An 18,321-nucleotide genomic window follows, 5' to 3' on the forward strand; every position below is an offset into this window, starting at 1 on the left:
GAGCAATCTCGCCAGCGTCGCCTGATCGCCGAAATTACGCCGTCCACGTCGCCGCCGTCGCCCCGCAACCACGTGGGGCAGTTTTAGCGCTTACGCTTTATCATCATCGGTACCATATTGTCTGGGCGCCGAAATATCGGTTCAAAGTGCTGCACGGTGAGGTTCGTGAGCGAGTGCGCGTTATCATCAAACAGGTTTGCGCGGAGATGGGCGTGACTATCGTCAGCGGTGCTCTATCGCGCGATCACGTGCACATGTTTGTGGAAATTCCGCCGCATCTTGCGGTCAGCGACTTTGTGCGCCGAGCCAAGGGACGCTCGTCACGTAAGATTCAACAGGAATTCGAGCATATCCGGAAGCGCTTCTGGGGGCAGCGTTTCTGGGCGAGGGGATATTTCTCAACAACATCCGGTAACATCACCGACGATGTTATCATGAACTATCTGGAGAGACATACCGCGCCCACCAAATCAGGCTTCAGCCCCGCGCCATGAACCTGCCGGCGTCAGCCGGCCTGTCATTCAGTGTGGCGAACGGTCGCAGTACCATTTGCGCGAGCCCTATCTTGAAAGCGTACAGCGGCAGGAGTAAATAATCATCGCTTCATGACGCCCGCGACGGACTCCGCTGGAGGCCGTGCGCTTGCAGAAAATCAATTTCCGTATCGACGATCGGCTCGACCGAGAGCTTCGTCGTCGTGCATTTGGTGCCGGATTGTCGGTTTCCGATTTCGCTCGCCGGGCGCTCGAGCAGGCGGTCGATGAGCGGAAGCGATATGTCTTTTCGTCGCAGGACGAAATCCTCGCGACCGCTATCCAGATCCTCTCGATCGTGGCAACCTCGGTGGGCGAACGATCTCCCAAAGCGCTGGAGCAGGGAATGGCGCAGGCGCGCGCAATTCTCGCAGAACGAGGGCTGCTCGGCGACGAGACGGCGCGATGAGCATCTTCCGCAACGACACTTTGGGTTCGTGGACCCGCGGCGGACAGGCGATCGTCCACAATGTCCGCATGACGACCCAGGTCTTCTATCAGACCGTGCTCGCCGGGCTGGTGATCTGGATCATGGGCATCGTCTGGTATGCGCTTGAACGGTCGAGCGCCTACGAACGGTTTGTCCTGGTCAAACTGGCTGAGGCCTGGATCAAGGTCGACGCGGCTGGCGGCACCAATGACCCGGTCCGGTTCCACGCGCCCGACGGCAAAATCTATTGGACCTCGGCGGACTGGCTGGTTGCTTCACCGCTAGCAAAAAGAACCATCCAAAGCTTCGAGCTCTACCTGCTCCACGGCGCGCTGATATCGGGGCTGTTCGCCGTTGCGGCGCTCGGCTGGGCCTGGTTCTATTTCACGCGGACGGGGAGGGGCCTTGGTTCCAACGAATATGTCCGCGGCGCGCGGTTCGGTACGGTACGGGAGCTTCGTCGCTCGATGCGCGGCCAGAAGAAGGGCCCGCTGGTCATCGGCAAGGTGCCGGTGCCCGAAGCCTTTGAGCCGGAACATATCCTGATCTGCGGGGCGCCCGGCACCGGCAAGACCAGCCTCATTCTCGATATGCTCGATGGCGTTCGCAAGGCGGGACGTCGCGCGATCGTCTACGACACCGCTGGCACTTTCGTCGAAAAATTCTTCCGCCAGGGCACCGACTCGTTGCTCAATCCGCTCGATGGGCGAACCGCGCGTTGGTCGCCGTGGGTCGATGTCCCGCGCGAATATCATTACGATCAGATCGCGGAGTCAACGATCCCCGAAAAGCATGGTGATCCCTTCTGGGCCAAGGCGGCGCGCGGGACGTTGGTCGCGGTGCTACGCAAGCTCGCCGCCCAGAAGCACACCTATGTGTCTGTGCTACTCGATCGCCTGCTGAGATCGAAGTTGAAAGATCTTTCCGCGTTTGTTTCGGGCACCGATGCGGCGGCATTCATCAGCGCCGAAGGCGAACGGACCTCTGCCGGCGTCCAGGCCGAGCTTGCATCGGTCATGCGCAGCTTCGGCTATCTCGACGATACCGAGGATGGGTTTTCGATCCGCGACTGGGTTGAGAAGGGGGCTAATGGGAGCTGGCTCTTCATCACGGTCAAAGCCGATCAGCTTCCTTCGCTGCGGCCGCTCATCACTGTCTGGCTCGATATCGCGATCAGCGCGATCATGAGCCTGGCCCCCGATCGCGACCGGCGGCTCTATTGTGTCGTCGACGAGCTTCCCACCCTCCAGAAGCTCCCGTCGCTGTCCGATTTCCTCGCTCGCGCCCGCAAATATGGCGGATGCGGCGTGCTGGGGTTCCAATCCTATCCCCAGCTCGAGGGAACGTACGGCATCCAGGATGCCGCGGCGATCACGGGCTATTGCTCGACCTGGGTGGCGCTGCGCGCCAACGATACCGGCACCGCCAAACATGTCTCGGAAAATCTCGGTCAGGTCGAACAGGTCGAGGCCAACGAGGGCATGAGCTATGGCGTGAACGACATGCGCGACGGCGTGAACCTGTCGCGGATGCAGGTGACCCGCCCGCTGGTGATGCCGACCGAGGTCACCAACCTCCCAAATCTCGCGGGATTCCTGCGTTTCGGCCGCAGTCTTCCCGTGGTGCGGTTCGATGGAAACTTCAGCGATCTGCCGACCCTCACCCCTGCGTTTGTAGAGCGCACGGGGCAGCCTTGGCGGGCCGATCAGGCAGAAGAGCTTGTGCAGCTCGCTCACGCCGAAGCGCGTGTTCGTCAGGCGCTTGAACTCGAGACTGCCCGGAAAGCGCAATCCAGGGATCAGCCGCCATCGAAGTCTCCGCCCGCGTCGCCCCCTCCGGAGGCCGCGCCACCCGAACCTCAGCCGGACCTCTTTGATCCAGCATTTCAGAACATAGATCGCCACAAGGTGGAGGAAATCCTGCGCGGTAACGACGAGACCGAACTCCCCATTCCGCCGCGAGTCGCCTGGACCATCCTCGCCGGCCGTCAGGGACAAATCCGCTCCGATCTCGTCCAGCATGGCCGTGATGACGGCCCGCGCGAACCGGCGCGGCCGGCATGATCCAGTCGCAGCGCCTTCACGGCACACCCGCCAATGTCGCGAGATATTATACGGTCGGCGACTATTATACGAAGAGCGGCGAGGAGCCCTCGCAATGGGACGGGAAACTCTCACCCGAGCTCGGTCTGTCCGGTCCTGTCGATCCGAAGGTGCTCCGCCGCTTGCTTGCTGGCAAGGTCGGCGACCAGCAGCTCGGACGGCATCGCGCCGATGGTACGATCGAGCATCATCCCGGTTGGGATTTCACGGTCAGTGCGCCGAAATCGGTGTCGATCATGGCGCTGGTGGCGGGCGACGAGCGCGTGCTCGCCGCGCATGAGAAAGCGGTGTCTGCCGCCATCGGCTATCTCGAAGAGCAGGTCCAGCTACGCCACCGCGCCGAGGGCAAGATCGTCCGCGAGACGACCGGACGGTTTCTTGTCGCGCGCTTCACCGAGCACGGCAGCCGCGACCTCGATCCGCACCTCCATACCCATCTGGTCGTACTCAACATGACCAACCGGGCGCCCGATGACCGAATGGCGAGCCTTGAGAGCCGGCTCATGTATGAGGAGAAGAGCGCGGCGGGGCAGGTCTACCGGAATTCGCTCGCATTCTCGTTGCGCGAAGACGGATTTGGGATCGAGTTCGATCCGCGCACCGGCCTGTTTGAGATTCGCGGGGTACCGAAGGACCTGATCCAGGATTTCTCGCAGCGCAGCCGCGAGATTGAAGAGCATGCACGCGAACATGGGCTTGTGGGGCAGAAGGACAAACAGGCCTCATTCTATGCGACCCGCAAGGCAAAGGCGAAGGTCGGGCACGGCGATCTCATTGAGCAATGGTGCCAACGATCCGGGGAAAGACTCGCAGATATCCAACATCTTAGAGAGGCTTCTCGCGACGCCGAGGGAAAACATCTCCCGCCCACCGATCGTGAGGCAGCGCGCGCGGCGCTGTTCGGCCTGAAGCAGTTGGAGACGGCCGAGGCGGTCAATAACTTCGGTCATATCCTGCGCACCGGTCTTGCCGCGCATGTCGGTGAGGTGCGGCTCGAGGATATTCGCCCCCGGCTTGAAGCACACGAGGCGGCGGGCAAATTGCTACGCACGCATGAGCCAACGGGAGATCGCGTGCTGCCTCGCGGGCGGTCGTCGCGCGCGACCTGGCGGCTCGAACTCACGCTTACGCAGCATATCGCGCTTGGCCTCGACGATGCCCGGCCGATTGCGTCACATGACCGTCTGCTCGCCGTTCTCGAACAGACCAATCTCAATCTACCTCAGCAGCGGGCGCTGGTCGAGATCGCGACCAGCCGCGACCGGATCGCCGGGCTGCATGGCGTTGCCGGGTCCGGCAAATCGACTTTGGTCAAAGTGCTGGGCGAAGCCGCAGAGCCGGGGACCGCATTCATCGCATTGGCCCCGACATCGTCCGCGGCAGCGGGGCTCGGAAAGACCGCAGGATTCGAATCGCATACCGTTGCGAGCTTTGTCGCGCGCGGCGGTCATGGCGTGACCGACCGCCATGTCCTGGTGCTCGACGAAGCGGGGCAGCTCAGTAACCGACAGGCCAGGCGGCTTCTCGAGATCAGTAGGACGACGGGTGCGAGGCTCTTGCTGATCGGTGACGAAAAACAGACCGGAGCGATCGAGCAGGGCAAGCCTTTCTGGCTCATGCGCCGGCTGGGGCTTCCGACCGTCGAACTGACCGAGACTGTCCGCCAGGAAACCCAATCGATCAAGGATGCCGTCGCTTACGCCCGGGCACGCAATTATGCGGATTCGCTGGCCAAGCTCGATCGGGTCGCGACGGCCGCCGACAACGAGGACATGGCGAAACAGGTCGTCGCTGCCTGGACTCGGCTCAAGCCTGCGTCTCGCGCGGGCACTAACGTCCTGGTGCTGGACAACGCGACGCGGCTGATCGTCAACACCAAGATCAGGGAGGCGCTGCGGGACGAGAACGTCCTCGCCGCGGAAGACACCCGGCTTTCAATCCTGTCGCCCGCTGGCCTGACCGATACCGAGAAGCATATGGCGCGCTTCTATTCGGGCGGACAGGTCGTGCGCTTCGATCGGGACATTGCCGGCGCCGGCATTGCCCGCGACATTGAATATCGGGTGATCGGGCTGGGGCGCGAAGCCAACGGCCGTCAGATCGTGCGGCTCGTCGACGAACACGGGCTGATCGTTCGATGGGATCCACAATCCACGGCGGCACGACGCATCAATGTTTTCGATCGCGACGAGCGGGATCTGGCCGAAGGCGACCGCATTCAGTGGCGGCTCGTGAACAGAGAACTCGACCTGCGCAACGCCGAGCGCGGCACGGTCGAGAAGCTTGAAGGCCATATTGCGACGATCCGCTGGGACCGGAAGGCGGAACCGCAGCAAGTCGATCTCGGCGTCCACAAAACATGGGACCACGGTTACGCCGAGACCGTCTATTCCGCGCAGTCGAAGACCTATCCAAGGGTGTTCGTGCTGGCGCCGGTCGAATCGCCGCTGGTCAATGGGCAGAATTACTACACCGCCATCACGCGCGCCCGGTACGGTGCGAGGCTGTGGACCAACGATCCCGAGCGGCTGGTCGACAAGCTTGAGCGTTTCTCGGGCGAGAAGACCTCGACGTTGGAAGGGCTGGGACGGCTGCGCCAGGATCGCGCGCAGGTGTTCGCCGACCGGCACCGCGATCGCCTGGAAACCCTGCGGACCGAGCAGCAGAACGAGCGCGCCGCACTTCGTGAGACCGCGCTCGAACGTGAACTTCGTCGCTACAACCGCGCCGAACGACCTCCGGCCGGCATTGCCGAGCAGCTCGCGGAGCGCGGGCGCAATCTGGCGGGGGCCCTCGACCGCTTTCTCGTGCGCATCCTTGATCGCGCGGAGTGGGGCAACGCCGATCGAGACCGACAGGTCGCGAACCAGCCAATCGAGCATCAGCCACAACCGTCGCAGGGGCACGAACGATGAATACGTTCCTCCGCCGCGCTATCGTGATCGCACCCGCCGCTTTGATTTTTGGAGCGTCACCGGGGCTCGCACGACCCCTCGACCCGATGGCGGAGCAGGCGATTGCCCAATGCATCCGGCAAGCGGCACAGGGCAGGCCCTGGCTTGAGAAGACCCTATGGGGCCTTCGTGACCAGGAGGCTGGCTGGATCGGCGCTGAGGTGCCTAATGCCGATGGCTCACATGACCTTGGTCCGCTTCAGATCAACAGTTGGTGGGTACCGCGAATCGCGGCCCGGATATCGCGACCGGAAGCGAATGTCAGACATTGGCTGAAATTTGACCCGTGCTTCAATGCGGAGGCCGCGCGCTGGATCTTCCTAGTCGGGCTGAGCCCGAGCGGTGATTACTGGAAGGCGGTTGGCCTGTACCATAGCCCCGTCGAATGGCGCCAACAGCGTTACGCGAATTTCGTGGCGAAACGTATCGCTCGCAGATTCGATCAGGAGAAGCTCCCAGTTCGTGGTGGCGCCGTTGACGCGCGCAATGAGGCCGCAACGGCTCGCATTGAGCGATGAAAAAGCGGCGGCCCCTCCGCCCAGTCACGGGCACCTCTGACTTGGAAGGCATGCGTCCGATCACGGTGAGGATACCGGGAGCGGTCAAGCTGACAGGCATGAGCCGGTCGAGACTCTACGAATTGATCAAGGAGGGGAAAATCGAAGCGATCAAGGATCGGGGCACGACATTAATTACCGTCGAGAGCCTCGAGCGATTTATTGATCAGCGTCGGCTTGAAGCGCGAGATCCCGCTGGTATGCGCACTCAGACTTAGCCTTGCTATCCTCCGCCGGGGCCAGTCGCCTCCAAAACGGAATCTAGCTGCTGCCTGCAGCCGACCTCGGAAAAATGCTCGGGAGGCTGACAAATGGCTTGGGCGAATCAATCAATCCAACGTCCGAAACATTGGAGCCGAATCGCTTAACCCGAAGGTGGACAAGTAGGTGCTCGTTCGCCCGGAACGTCGCAATTTTGGGGGGAGGCTCTGCCCACCAGCGTACCGCCGATCGAACGAAATATGTCCAGCTGCATCCATGCTTATCCGAGCGCTTCTATTACACGAAATTACACGATTTCGTATAATCGAGCTTCGAAATTCGCGCTAAGTGATTGAAATTGCTGGTGACCCCTACGGGACTCGAACCCGTGTTTTCGCCGTGAGAGGGCGACGTCCTGACCGCTAGACGAAGGGGCCGTTAGCGCTGCGGAAGCGGGCAATTACGGGCAGCTTCTGTGCCCGTCAAGCGCCTTCCGGATGCGCCGGCAATTTTATTTCCCGAGCGGTGGCCTCACCCGGTGACCGGCAGGCGCAGCGTGCCGTCCGGTTCGTAATGCACTTCGCTGTACGCCGTCACCGCGACCAGCGGCAACGGCGCATAGAGATGCGGGAACAACTGGCCGCCGCGCGATGGCTCCCATCGCACCGCGTCGCCCATCGCCTCCAGATCCACCGCGACGAGCCAGAGGCCGGCCTGGCCGGCAAAATGCCTGTCCAGCGTCTCCGCCACCTGCGCGGCGGTGGAGAGGTGGATATAGCCGTCCGCCAGGTCGATCGGCGCGCCCGCGAAGACGCCCTCATGCTCGAGGACGTGCATCTGATCCGCAGTGAGGATCTTGTAGGCGGTGGCGTCGGGCATCGGCTTCTTCCACTTCGTCTCTCCCGCGAAAACGGGAGCCCATCTCCCGTCCGGGCAACGCGCATCACGGCTGTTGCCGAACGGGAGAAGGCAGGAGATGGGTCCCCCGCTTTCGCGGGGGTGACGGTTATCGGCTCACTGCCCGTCCTCGGGGCCCTGGGCGAGATCCTCGCCGGTGGTGCCGTCCGGGGTGGGTTCGCCGGTGGCGGGGCCGTCACCCAGCTCCGTCTCGGCATCGCCTTCGCTCTCCTCGATCCGCGCGGCGGAGACGACATGCTCGTTGTCCGCCACGTTGAACAGGCGCACGCCCGCCGAGCCGCGGCCGATCACGCGCAGGTCGCCCAGCGACATGCGGATCATCTTGGCCTGATCGGTGACCAGCATCAGCTGATGCCCCTTGCTCGCCGGGAAGCTCGCCACCACCGGCCCGTTGCGGCCGATATTGTCGATATTGGTGATGCCCTGGCCGCCGCGGCCGGTACGCCGATACTCATAGGCGGAGCTCAGCTTGCCATAGCCGTTGGCGCAGACGGTGAGGATGAACTGCTCGCGGCTCTTGAGCTCCTCGAAGCGATCCGCCGCCAGATCGGGCTCGCCCTCCTTCTCGGCCTTCCACGGCGCGAAGCGGAGATAGGCCTCGCGCTCCTCGCTGGTGGTGCCGACGCGGTGGAGGATCGACAGCGAGATCACTTCGTCGCCCTCGGCCAGCTTCATGCCGCGCACGCCGGTGGAGTTGCGGCTCTGGAACTCGCGGACATCGTCCGCGGCGAACCGAATCGCCTTGCCCTGGCGGGTGGCGAGCAGCACGTCGTCGCCCTCGTCGAGCAGCGCTACGCCGATCAGCCGGTCATCGGCATCCTCGCCCTCGAACTTCATCGCGATCTTGCCGTTCGAGGGCACGTTGTTGAACGCGTCCATCGAGTTGCGGCGCGCCGAGCCCTTGGCGGTGGCGAACATCACATGGAGCTTGCCCCATTCGCTCTCGTCCTCGGGGAGCGGCAGCACGGTGGAGATGGTCTCGCCCGCCGCGAGCGGCAGGATGTTGATCATCGGCCGGCCGCGCGTGGCCGGGCCGCCCTCGGGCAGCTTCCAGACCTTCATGCGATAGACCTTGCCGAGGGTCGAGAAGAACAGCACCGGCGTGTGCGTCGACGTGACGAACAGCTCGGTGACGGCATCCTCGTCCTTGGTCGCCATGCCGGCGCGGCCCTTGCCGCCGCGATTCTGGGCGCGGAAGGTGTCGAGGCTGGTGCGCTTGATATAGCCCTGCACGGTCACGGTGACGACCATGTCCTCGCGTTCGATCAGGTCCTCGTCCTCGATGCCGTCGGCGGCGGGGGCGATCTCGGTGCGGCGCGGGGTGGCATAGAGGGCGCGGACCGTGGTCAGCTCCTCGACCATCACTTCGTACAGCTTCGCGCGATTGCCGAGGATCTCGAGCAGCTCGGCGATCGAATCGGCCAGTTCCTTGAGCTCGTCGCCGATCTCGTCGCGGCCGAGCGCGGTCAGGCGGTGCAGGCGCAGGTCGAGGATCGCGCGGACCTGGGCGTCCGACAGGCGATAGACCTCGCCGGTGATCTCGGTTTCGACCGCTTCGACCAGCTTGATATACTGGGCGATCTCCGCGATGGGCCATTCGCGCGCGAGCAGCTTGTCGCGGGCGTCCGCCGGGCTCGACGAGCCGCGGATGATGCGGACGACCTCGTCGAGATTGGTGACCGCGATCACCAGGCCGAGCAAGATGTGCGCGCGCTCGCGGGCCTTGGCCAGCTCGAACTTCGAGCGGCGAGTGATGACCTCCTCGCGGAACTTGACGAAGGCCTGGATGATGTCCTGCAGGTTGAGCAGTTCCGGGCGGCCGCCGCGGATCGCGAGCATGTTGGCCGGGAAGCTCGACTGGGCAGGGGTGTTCCGCCAGACCTGATTGAGCACGACCTCGGGAGTCGCGTCGCGCTTCAGGTCGATGACGATGCGGACGCCCTCGCGCGACGATTCGTCGCGGATGTCGCTCACGCCTTCGATGCGCTTGTCCTTGGCGGCCTCGGCGATCTTCTCGACCAGCGCGTTCTTGCCCTGCTGGTACGGGATCTCGGTGAGCACGATCGAGCGGCGATCGCCGCGCTGCTCGAACGCGTGGCGCGAGCGGACCATGATCGAACCACGACCGGTCGAATAGGCGTTGCGGCAGCCGGTGCGGCCGAGGATCAGCGCGCCGGTCGGGAAGTCCGGGCCGGGGACGATCTCCATCAGCTCCTCGAGCGTCAGCACCTCGCGCTGGCCGAGCATCGCCTTGATGTGCTCGAGGCAGGCATCGACCACTTCGCCCAGATTATGTGGCGGGATGTTGGTCGCCATGCCGACCGCGATGCCGCCGGCGCCGTTGACCAGCAGGTTGGGGAAGCGTGCCGGAAGGACCGCCGGCTCGCTTTCCGAACCGTCATAGTTCGGGACGAAGTCGACCGTGTCCTTCTCGATATCGTCGAGCAGGGCCGAGGCGACCTTGGCGAGGCGCGCTTCGGTATAGCGCATCGCGGCGGGCGGATCGGGATCCATCGAGCCGAAATTGCCCTGGCCGTCGATCAGCGGCACGCGCATCGCCCAATCCTGGGCCATGCGTGCCATCGCGTCGTAGATCGAGCTGTCGCCGTGCGGGTGGTACTTACCCATCACGTCACCGACCAGGCGGGCCGACTTGCGATAGGCGCGGCCGGCGACATAGCCGCCTTCCTGCGCGGCGTAGAGAATGCGGCGGTGAACCGGCTTCAGACCGTCGCGAACGTCCGGGAGCGCGCGCGCCACGATCACGCTCATCGCGTAATCGAGGTAGCTCGTCTTCATCTCGTCGACGATCGAGATCGGCGTAATGTCGGAGGGGTCGTCGGCGAGGATGGTCTCGTCGGTCAAAGTGTTCACCGCTTTCGGGTTCTTGAGTGTGTCTTACGGCTCTAACGATGCCGATGCATCCTGCCAACCCCGCGCCCGCGTGTGCGCGTACGTGAGGAAAGTTGGGGATAAGTTTGATGTCAGCGAAGCGCCACGAACCGGAAGGAACTCGCTCGACCGGCGTCATCGGTTAGCTTGGGAGTGCTCGACAACGCTCGTAGGTGGCTTCAGGGTTACCGTTGTCAAGCGACGCGCGCAGCACATCACCGAACACCTCTTCGTTACTTTCGATATTGCTTCTGTTCAGTCTTCCCAGGTCAAACAGCGCGTCCATATTAGGTTCGAAGCGCGTAAGAAATGACATGAACTCCGCTCTTGCCAACTCCGCATCATTCCCCTTCGCGGTAGCTACAACTTTGGAGAAAAGCGCGATCATACCAAAGCAGAGCATATCTCGGTCGATCGGATCCTTGGGTAACGGCGTTGGCGCAGTGGTGCGCGCGAGCGGGAAACGTTGATCGCAGGCTGTGAGTGTCACAGTTTTGTCGATATTGCCTGAGCGAAGCTTGGTATCTTCCTCGCCTATAATTGCGTTGGTGCGCACGAGGAACGGTCTGCCGGCCAGGCCCTCGCTGCGGGCGGTGAGCATGGCAAGATAGGTCAACTGTGACACCCCGCGCAGGCGGTTTACCTTGTTGCGGACGATTTCGAGCGCATAGGGAGCCATGCATTGACGCGCGGCCTTGCCGACATTGGCGTCGAGCCCTGCTGATTGACCGAATAATGCAAGCGTTAGGAATAACATCGCCCCCCCCTTTTTGGATTAGCAATGGTACCTAGCAGGGCAGAAGCGGGGAAGGAAGGTGACCGGTGGCGGGGCGGGAGAAGGGGTGCCTCACCACCGGCACCTGGGGGAACCGCGCTGTGCCGGCGCGGTGCCCCTAACGGGTCGTGCCGGTATGCGGCAGGCGGATCACATGCTGGCCGCTCGGCTCGATGCCGCTGGTGTCGTCCTCCGCCTCGGCGCGCACCAGCTTGCCGAGATTGGCGAGCGCGCCGACCATGCCGAAGCCGGCGCTGAACCGGCGACCGCGCGGGTCGCGGCGCGGCGCCGGCCGGGCATTGCGAGGCGCGCGGCGGCGGGGCGGGGGCACGATGCGGGCCATCCGCTCGGCGACCGAAGCCGCGTCGCTCGCGCGGCCGAATTCGCGCCACACCACCTGGAAGCCCTCCGGCACTTCGCTCCACTCGCCGCCCGCGGGCCGGACCAGGTCGCGGCCGCAATGGTGGCAGACCGCGAAGTCCAGGCCCTGATTGTGATGATGGGTGGTGCCGGCGGCATGGCCCATCACGTTGCAACGGATACGCATCTCACTGCACTCCCTTGGATTTGCTGCCGCGCATCCGCAGGCGAAATTCGGCCAGGGCGCGGAAATGCTCGTCCTCGCTCTCCAGGGCGAGGACCGGGTTCCAGATCTCGAAGCTGTCGCCGGCGCCGACGAAGAGGGCGAGGTCCTCGATACGGCCGAGATGGCGCATCGCGGCCGGGATGCACAGCCCGGCGCCCGCGCGCGGCATCCGCTCGGAAAGGCCGAAGGTGCCGCGCATGCGGCGATAATGGCCGCGCGCCTCGTCGCCGCGATCCTCCTCCGCCATGCGGCGGCGCTCGGCGCGCGCGGCAAGAGTGGCGAGATGGGCGCGGCCATAGCCGATCAGGCAGCGATCGGCGCCATGCTTGGCAAGGATGATCTCGGGCTCGGCCTCGGGAGAAAGCGCGGCTTCGAGAAAGGCCGGCACCGCGACGTTCCCGTCCGGGTCCACCTCGCAGAGCTCGCTACCATGGTAAAGGGCATTCATGGGCATCGACTCGTCAGAAAGGAGTGATTCTGTTCTGGTAAGTCACTGAAACCAAATATGGTTTCCTTGCTTGCCTTATGTTTGCCATAATAACGCCTAATTCTGATCCGCCGATGAACCGTTCCGTTCCGTCGGCGAAATGTTTACTGGCGTTAACCATGATGTGAACGATCAGTAACGAAGCCGCCATTCAGGAGAGCACCCGTCCGAGTCCGCGCGTAGGGGAGAATCCTGAGCCCAACGGCTTGAAAATTGTGGACAACGCTCCCCATGGGTGGCGCCGCGCGGGGCGGTTCCCTACACTCGGGCCATGCATTCCGGCTTCGTTCCGCTTCGGGTCTTCTCGTCCTTCACCATGCTGGAGGGCGCGATCGAGCCGAAGGCGATCGCCAAGCGCGCGAAGGAACTGGGTTTTCCGGCGGTCGCGGTGGCGGATCGCAACGGGCTCTACGCGTCGATGAGCTTCGGCGATGCCTGCATCAAGTCGGGCATCCAGCCGATCATCGGGACGCTGCTGGCGGTCAAGCGGCCCGACATGCCCGACGGCGTCGCAGCGCCGATCGACTGGTTGGCGCTCTATGCCCAGGACGAGGCCGGCTATCTGAACCTGTGCGACCTCGTCTCGATGGCGCATCTCGACCGCCCGACCGAGGAGGATGCGCACATCCCGTTCGACGCGCTCGAGGGGCGGACGGAGGGGCTGCTCTGCCTGACCGCCGGCCGCGAGGGCGCGCTGGCGCGGCTCTATGCCGAGCAGCAGGACAAGGCGGCGGACGCCTATGCCCGGCGGCTGGAGGCACTGTTTCCGGAGCGGCTCTATATCGAGATCGTCCGCCGGCTCGACGAGGTGGAGGGCCGGGCCGAGGCCAGGCTGCTCGACCTCGCCTATGGCCGGAACCTGCCGCTGGTCGCGACCAATCCCAGCTGCTTCGCCGAGCCGACCTTCCACGAGGCGCATGACGCGATGCTGTGCATCGCCAACAGCTCCTATGTCGCGTCGGACGATCGCCCGCGCTCCTCGCCCGATGCGTGGATGAAGCCGGCGAACGAGATGCGGAGCCTGTTCGCGGACCTGCCCGAGGCCATCGCCAACACGCTCGTCGTCGCCCAGCGCTGTGCCTATGCCGCGCCCAAGCGCAAGCCGATCCTGCCCAGCCTGGCCGGCGACCGCGAGGGCGAGGCGGCGATGCTGCGCGAGCGGAGCTGGCAGGGGCTCGACGCGCGGCTCGAAAAGGCCGGCATCACCGGCGCGGAGGACCGCAAGCCCTATGAGGACCGGCTCGAGTTCGAGCTCGACGTCATCATCCAGATGGGCTTTCCGGGCTATTTCCTGATCGTCGCCGACTTCATCCAATGGGCGAAGGCGCACGATATCCCGGTGGGGCCGGGCCGTGGCTCGGGCGCGGGCTCGGCGGTCGCCTGGGCGCTGACCATCACCGATCTCGATCCGCTGAAGCTCGGCCTGCTCTTCGAGCGCTTCCTCAACCCGGAACGCGTCTCGATGCCCGACTTCGACATCGATTTCTGCGAAACCCGGCGTGGCGAGGTGATCCGCTATGTGCAGCAGAAATACGGCGCCGATCACGTCGCGCAGATCATCACCTTCGGTACGATGAAGGCGCGCGCGGTGGTCAAGAACGTCGGCCGCGTGCTGCAGATGAGCTATGGCCAGATCGACCGTCTCGCCAAGCAGATCCCGAACCACCCGACCGATCCCTGGACGCTGGAGCGCACGCTGAACGGCGTCGGCGAGTTCCTTGCCGAATATAACGCGCACAAGGACATCAAGTACCTCGTCGACCTCTCGATGCGGCTCGAGGGGCTGCCGAGCCACTCGTCGACGCACGCCGCCGGCGTGGTGATCGGCGACCGGCCGCTGTCGCAGCTCGTGCCGCTCTACCGCGATCCGCGCTCGGACATGCCGGTCACCCAGTTCGACATGAAATATGTCGAGGGCGCGGGCCTGGTGAAGTTCGACTTTCTCGGCCTCAAGACGTTGTCGGTGCTGAAAAAGGCAGTGGAGCTGCTCTCCGACCGGGGCATCGACGTCGATCTCGACGCGCTCGCCTGGGACGACACCGAAGTGTACGACCTGCTCCAGCGCGGCGACACGGTGGGCGTGTTCCAGCTGGAATCGGAAGGCATGCGGCGCACGCTGACCGCGGTGCGCCCGACCAATTTCGGCGACATCATCGCGCTCGTCTCGCTCTATCGTCCGGGTCCGATGGACAACATCCCGAGCTTCGGCCACCGCAAGGGCGGGCGCGAGGAGATCGTCTATCCGCACGACCTGCTCGAGCCGATCCTGAACGAGACCTATGGGATCTTCGTCTATCAGGAGCAGGTGATGCAGGCCGCCCAGATCCTGGCGGGCTATTCCCTGGGCGGCGCGGACATGCTCCGCCGCGCGATGGGCAAGAAGATCAAGGCGGAGATGGACGCCCAGCGCGAGACCTTCGTGAAGGGTTGCGCCGAGCACAACAACATCAAGCCGGCCAAAGCCAACGAGCTGTTCGACCTGATCGACAAGTTCGCCGGCTATGGCTTCAACAAGTCGCACGCCGCCGCCTATGCGCTGCTCGCCTATCAGACGGCGTGGCTCAAGGCGCACCATCCGCACGAATTCTTCGCCGCCTCGATGGCGTACGACATCCACCAGACCGACAAGCTGGCGATCTTCGCCGACGACATGAAGCGGCTGGGCGTCCGTTATCTCTCGCCTGACATCAATCGCAGCCAGGCCGATTTCTTCGTCGAGAAGACCGAGGAGGGGCTGGCGGTCCGTTATGCGCTGGGGGCGCTCAAGGGCGTCGGCGAAGGCGCGATGGAAGAGCTTGTGCGCGATCGGGAAGAGCGCGGAGTCTTCAAGTCGCTCGACGACTTCGCGCTGCGCACCAACCCCCAGCTGATCAACAAGCGGCAACTGGAAACCCTTGCCGCCGCCGGAGCCTTCGACTCCATCAACGACAATCGCGCCGGCGTCTATGGCGCGGCGGAACGCATCATGGCGGTCTGCCAGCGCTCGCACGGCGAGCGCAACAGCTTCCAGGCGTCGTTCGACATGGTCACCAAGCCTGCCGGCGACGAAATCCGCCTCTCCGAGGACGTATATTGGTCGACGGCCGATCGGACGGGCCATGAAAGGGAAGCCTTTGGCTTCTATTTCCAGGCGCATCCGCTTGATCGTTACCAGCATCTCGCCAGGAGTTTCGGCGCGCGCGACATCGTCTCGCTGGGCGAGATCGACATTCCCCCCGGCACCCGGGTCGGCGCGACGATCGCGGCGCTGGTCGAGGATTGCCGCCCGCGCACCTCGGCGCGCGGCAACAAATATATGATGGCGACGATCTCGGACAAATCGGCGCAGACCATCGCCACCTGCTTCGAGGACAGCGCCGTCCCCGATCTCGAGCGCTGCGCCCGCGAAGGCGGCTGCGCGGTGCTGACCGTCGAGCTCGACAAGCGCGCCGGCGAAGATACGCCGCGCGTCTCGATCAAGCGCGTCCAGAGTTTCGAGGGGCTGGCCAACACGGCCCGGCTGGTGCTCGATGTGACCATCGACGATGTCCAGGCGATCCCCATCCTCGCCGGCATCATTGGCGACCAGCGTGGCGGGCGCGGCGAGGTGCTGGTGCATGTCGGCATTCCGGGCGGCGAGGCGGAGCTGGTGCTGGGTCGCGACTTCCGGCTGGACGGCGAGCTGGCCCAGAAGATCGAGAATGTCCCCGGCATCCGCTGGGCCTCGCTCAAGAGCGCGGCGGCGAAGCTGGCCGAGGCGGCATAGGCCTGAATGCCATAATCCCGGTGAGAGCCGGGATCTCAGGTGATCGCGCGTGGGAAGATTATTTGTTCACGCGGAGACGCGGAGACGCGGAGACGCGGAGAAGAGGAAGGTGGTTCGCGCAGAGGCGCAGAGGCGCAGAGAGCGCGGAGAGGTTTCGCTCGCGGCGCGTTCCGGCGCCGCGTCAGCGGCAGGAGAGGTGGAAACCTTACGATGGAAGGCGTCGTTGCACGGCGCTGAATATCTCTGCGCTCTCTGCGCCTCTGCGCGAACAAAATCTCCGCGCCTCCGCGTCTCCGCGTGAAAATCGAAGATGACGAGCAGTTGAGATGGCGCCCGCACCGTCGATATTCTCTCCTTTCGGGAAGCAGGCCGCGTAGGCGGCCCGCCGCCGAAATCCTTCCTTACATTCCCCGCTCTCGACACTCGCGCGCATCGCGGGTTACGCTCTCGAAAAATCGGTATGGAGAGCCGGGATGCTTGGAGGAATGCAGGATTTCGAGCTGCGCGTCACCAGTCTGCTCGATCACGCCGCGCGCGAGCATTGGGGGCGCGAGATCGTTACCCGTTGGGCGGACGGCAGCGAGACACGCACCACCTGGGCCGGCATCGCCCGCGATGCCCGCAAGCTGGCCCAGGCGCTGGAGCGGCTGGGTCTCCAGAAGGGCGACCGCGTCGCCACCCTGGCGATGAACCATGGCCGCCACCTCGTCACCTGGTACGGCGCCGCCGGCATGGGCGGGGTGGTCCACACGATCAACCCGCGCCTGTTCGACGACCAGCTGATCTTCATCGCCAACCATGCCGAGGACAAGGTGCTGTTCTACGATCGCGCCTTCGCGCCGCTGGTCGAGCGATTGAAGCCGCATTGGAAGTCGATCGAGCATTATTATTGCTTCGACAGCGACGGGCCGGACGGGTTCGAGGCGCTGCTGGCCGCCGAGGACGGCAATTACAGCTGGGCCACCGGCAGCGAGCGCGAGCCCTGCATGATCTGCTACACCAGCGGCACCACGGGCAATCCCAAGGGCGTGATCTATACGCACCGATCGAGCGTGATCCACGCGATCGCCGAGATGCAGCCCGATGTGTTCGATCTCTCCGCCCGCGCGGTGGCGATGCCGATCGTGCCGATGTTCCATGCGGTGGGCTGGGGCCTGCCCTGGGCCGGCGCCGCGGCGGGGATCAAGTTCGTCTTCTCGGCGGTGAACGATCCGCTCGTCCTGTGCGAGCTGATGAACCGCGAGAAGGTGACGCACACCGCGGGCGTGCCCACCGTCTGGTTCGCGATGTTCCAGCACATGGACGCCACCGGCGAAGAGCCGGAATTCCTCAGGATCGTCACCATCGGCGGGTCGGCCGCGCCGCGCGCGATGATCGAGCGGCTGATGAGGATGGGGATCCGCGTCAACCATGCCTGGGGCATGACCGAGACGAGCCCGATCGGCACGATGGGCGCCCCTTCGTGGAACTGGGACGAGCTGAGCTTCGAGCAGCAGGTCGACCAGGTCTGCAAGCAGGGCAAGGTGCCCTATGGCGTCGAGCTGCGCGTGGTCGACGACGAGGGGCGGGTGCAGCCGCGCGACGGCAAGAGTTCGGGCCGGCTCCAGGTGCGCGGACCCTGGATCGTCGAGCGTTATTTCAAGGCGGACGCGCCCGCGGTCGATGCCGACAACTGGTTCGATACGGGCGACGTGTCGGTCCTCTATCCCGACGGCACGATGCAGATCACCGATCGCGCCAAGGACGTGATCAAGTCGGGCGGCGAGTGGATCAGCTCGGTCGAGCTGGAGAATGCCGCGGTCGGCTGCGCGGGCGTGGCCGAGGCTGCGGCGATCGGCGTGCACCACCCCAAATGGGACGAGCGGCCGATCCTGCTGGTGGTCCGCAAGCCGGGCAGCGCCGTGACGGCGGAGGAAGTGCAGGTGCATCTCGCGCAGCACGTCGCCAAATGGTGGCTGCCCGACGAAGTGCTCTTCGTCGAGAGCCTGCCGCACACTGCCACGGGCAAGCTGCTCAAGACCGCGATCCGCGAACAGTACAAGGATTTCAAGCTGGCCGCGGCTTAGATCCCGTAATTCCTCCCCCAGCTTGTCTGGGGGAGGGGGACCGCGCCCGAAGGGCGTGGTGGAGGGGCCGGCGCA

General features: G+C 64.4%; 13 protein-coding genes and 1 tRNA gene. 8 read left to right on the forward strand and 6 right to left on the reverse strand.

Annotated features, from left to right (window positions below):
- The first annotated feature begins 116 nt into the window (after positions 1-116).
- The 6 genes from tnpA (at position 117) to ACIQCS_RS02885 (ending at position 6,794) form a co-directional block, all read left to right on the forward strand.
- Entirely contained in the window at positions 117-494 is a 378-nt protein-coding gene (gene tnpA, locus ACIQCS_RS02860) for an IS200/IS605 family transposase (RefSeq protein WP_401530245.1), read from the forward strand.
- A gap of 142 nt (positions 495-636) precedes the next feature.
- Positions 637-942, forward strand: a complete 306-nt coding sequence (locus tag ACIQCS_RS02865) for a CopG family transcriptional regulator (RefSeq protein ID WP_401530015.1) — start codon at positions 637-639, stop codon at positions 940-942.
- Positions 939-3,026 (forward strand): type IV secretion system DNA-binding domain-containing protein, encoded by a 2,088-nt coding sequence (locus tag ACIQCS_RS02870; RefSeq protein WP_286774549.1) that lies wholly within the window; start codon positions 939-941, stop codon positions 3,024-3,026. Before ACIQCS_RS02865 ends, ACIQCS_RS02870 begins: the two co-directional genes overlap by 4 nt.
- Positions 3,023-5,980: a MobF family relaxase gene (mobF, locus tag ACIQCS_RS02875; RefSeq protein ID WP_286774548.1), complete on the forward strand. Its 2,958-nt coding sequence runs from the start codon at positions 3,023-3,025 to the stop codon at positions 5,978-5,980. Before ACIQCS_RS02870 ends, mobF begins: the two co-directional genes overlap by 4 nt.
- Positions 5,977-6,537 carry a lytic transglycosylase domain-containing protein gene (locus ACIQCS_RS02880; RefSeq protein ID WP_401530017.1) on the forward strand — a complete coding sequence of 187 codons (561 nt, stop codon included), beginning with the start codon at positions 5,977-5,979 and terminating at the stop codon, positions 6,535-6,537. The genes mobF and ACIQCS_RS02880 overlap by 4 nt, the downstream gene beginning before the upstream one ends.
- Positions 6,538-6,587: 50 nt before the next feature.
- Positions 6,588-6,794, forward strand: a complete 207-nt coding sequence (locus ACIQCS_RS02885; RefSeq protein WP_286774547.1) for a helix-turn-helix domain-containing protein — start codon at positions 6,588-6,590, stop codon at positions 6,792-6,794.
- Positions 6,795-7,139: 345 nt separating this feature from the next.
- Here the strand turns inward: ACIQCS_RS02885 and ACIQCS_RS02890 are convergent.
- The 6 genes from ACIQCS_RS02890 to ACIQCS_RS02915 all read right to left on the reverse strand — a co-directional run bounded on the left by ACIQCS_RS02890 (position 7,140) and on the right by ACIQCS_RS02915 (position 12,396).
- A tRNA-Glu gene (locus ACIQCS_RS02890) sits at positions 7,140-7,214 on the reverse strand.
- Positions 7,215-7,308: 94 nt separating this feature from the next.
- The gene (locus tag ACIQCS_RS02895; RefSeq protein WP_345851774.1) at positions 7,309-7,656 is read right to left on the reverse strand and encodes a DUF952 domain-containing protein; all 348 of its coding nucleotides are present in this window, start codon (positions 7,654-7,656) and stop codon (positions 7,309-7,311) included.
- A 135-nt stretch (positions 7,657-7,791) separates the two neighbouring features.
- The gene (gyrA, locus tag ACIQCS_RS02900) at positions 7,792-10,560 is read right to left on the reverse strand and encodes a DNA gyrase subunit A (RefSeq protein ID WP_345852103.1); all 2,769 of its coding nucleotides are present in this window, start codon (positions 10,558-10,560) and stop codon (positions 7,792-7,794) included.
- A gap of 169 nt (positions 10,561-10,729) precedes the next feature.
- On the reverse strand, positions 10,730-11,344 hold the full coding sequence (locus ACIQCS_RS02905; protein WP_345851775.1) for a hypothetical protein: 615 nt from the start codon (positions 11,342-11,344) through the stop codon (positions 10,730-10,732).
- Positions 11,345-11,480: 136 nt separating this feature from the next.
- A complete protein-coding gene (locus ACIQCS_RS02910) occupies positions 11,481-11,909 on the reverse strand; it encodes a hypothetical protein (protein ID WP_345851777.1) in 429 nt (142 codons plus the stop codon).
- A gap of 1 nt (position 11,910) precedes the next feature.
- Positions 11,911-12,396, reverse strand: a complete 486-nt coding sequence (locus tag ACIQCS_RS02915) for a hypothetical protein (protein WP_345851779.1) — start codon at positions 12,394-12,396, stop codon at positions 11,911-11,913.
- Positions 12,397-12,706: 310 nt separating this feature from the next.
- Between ACIQCS_RS02915 and dnaE the strand changes: the two genes are divergently transcribed.
- A complete protein-coding gene (gene dnaE, locus ACIQCS_RS02920; protein WP_345851781.1) occupies positions 12,707-16,180 on the forward strand; it encodes a DNA polymerase III subunit alpha in 3,474 nt (1,157 codons plus the stop codon).
- A gap of 473 nt (positions 16,181-16,653) precedes the next feature.
- On the forward strand, positions 16,654-18,246 hold the full coding sequence (locus ACIQCS_RS02925; RefSeq protein WP_345851784.1) for a long-chain fatty acid--CoA ligase: 1,593 nt from the start codon (positions 16,654-16,656) through the stop codon (positions 18,244-18,246).
- The last annotated feature ends 75 nt before the right edge of the window (positions 18,247-18,321 follow it).

The organism is Sphingomonas sp. NPDC092440 (assembly GCF_044754985.1).
Classification (GTDB): domain Bacteria; phylum Pseudomonadota; class Alphaproteobacteria; order Sphingomonadales; family Sphingomonadaceae; genus Sphingomonas.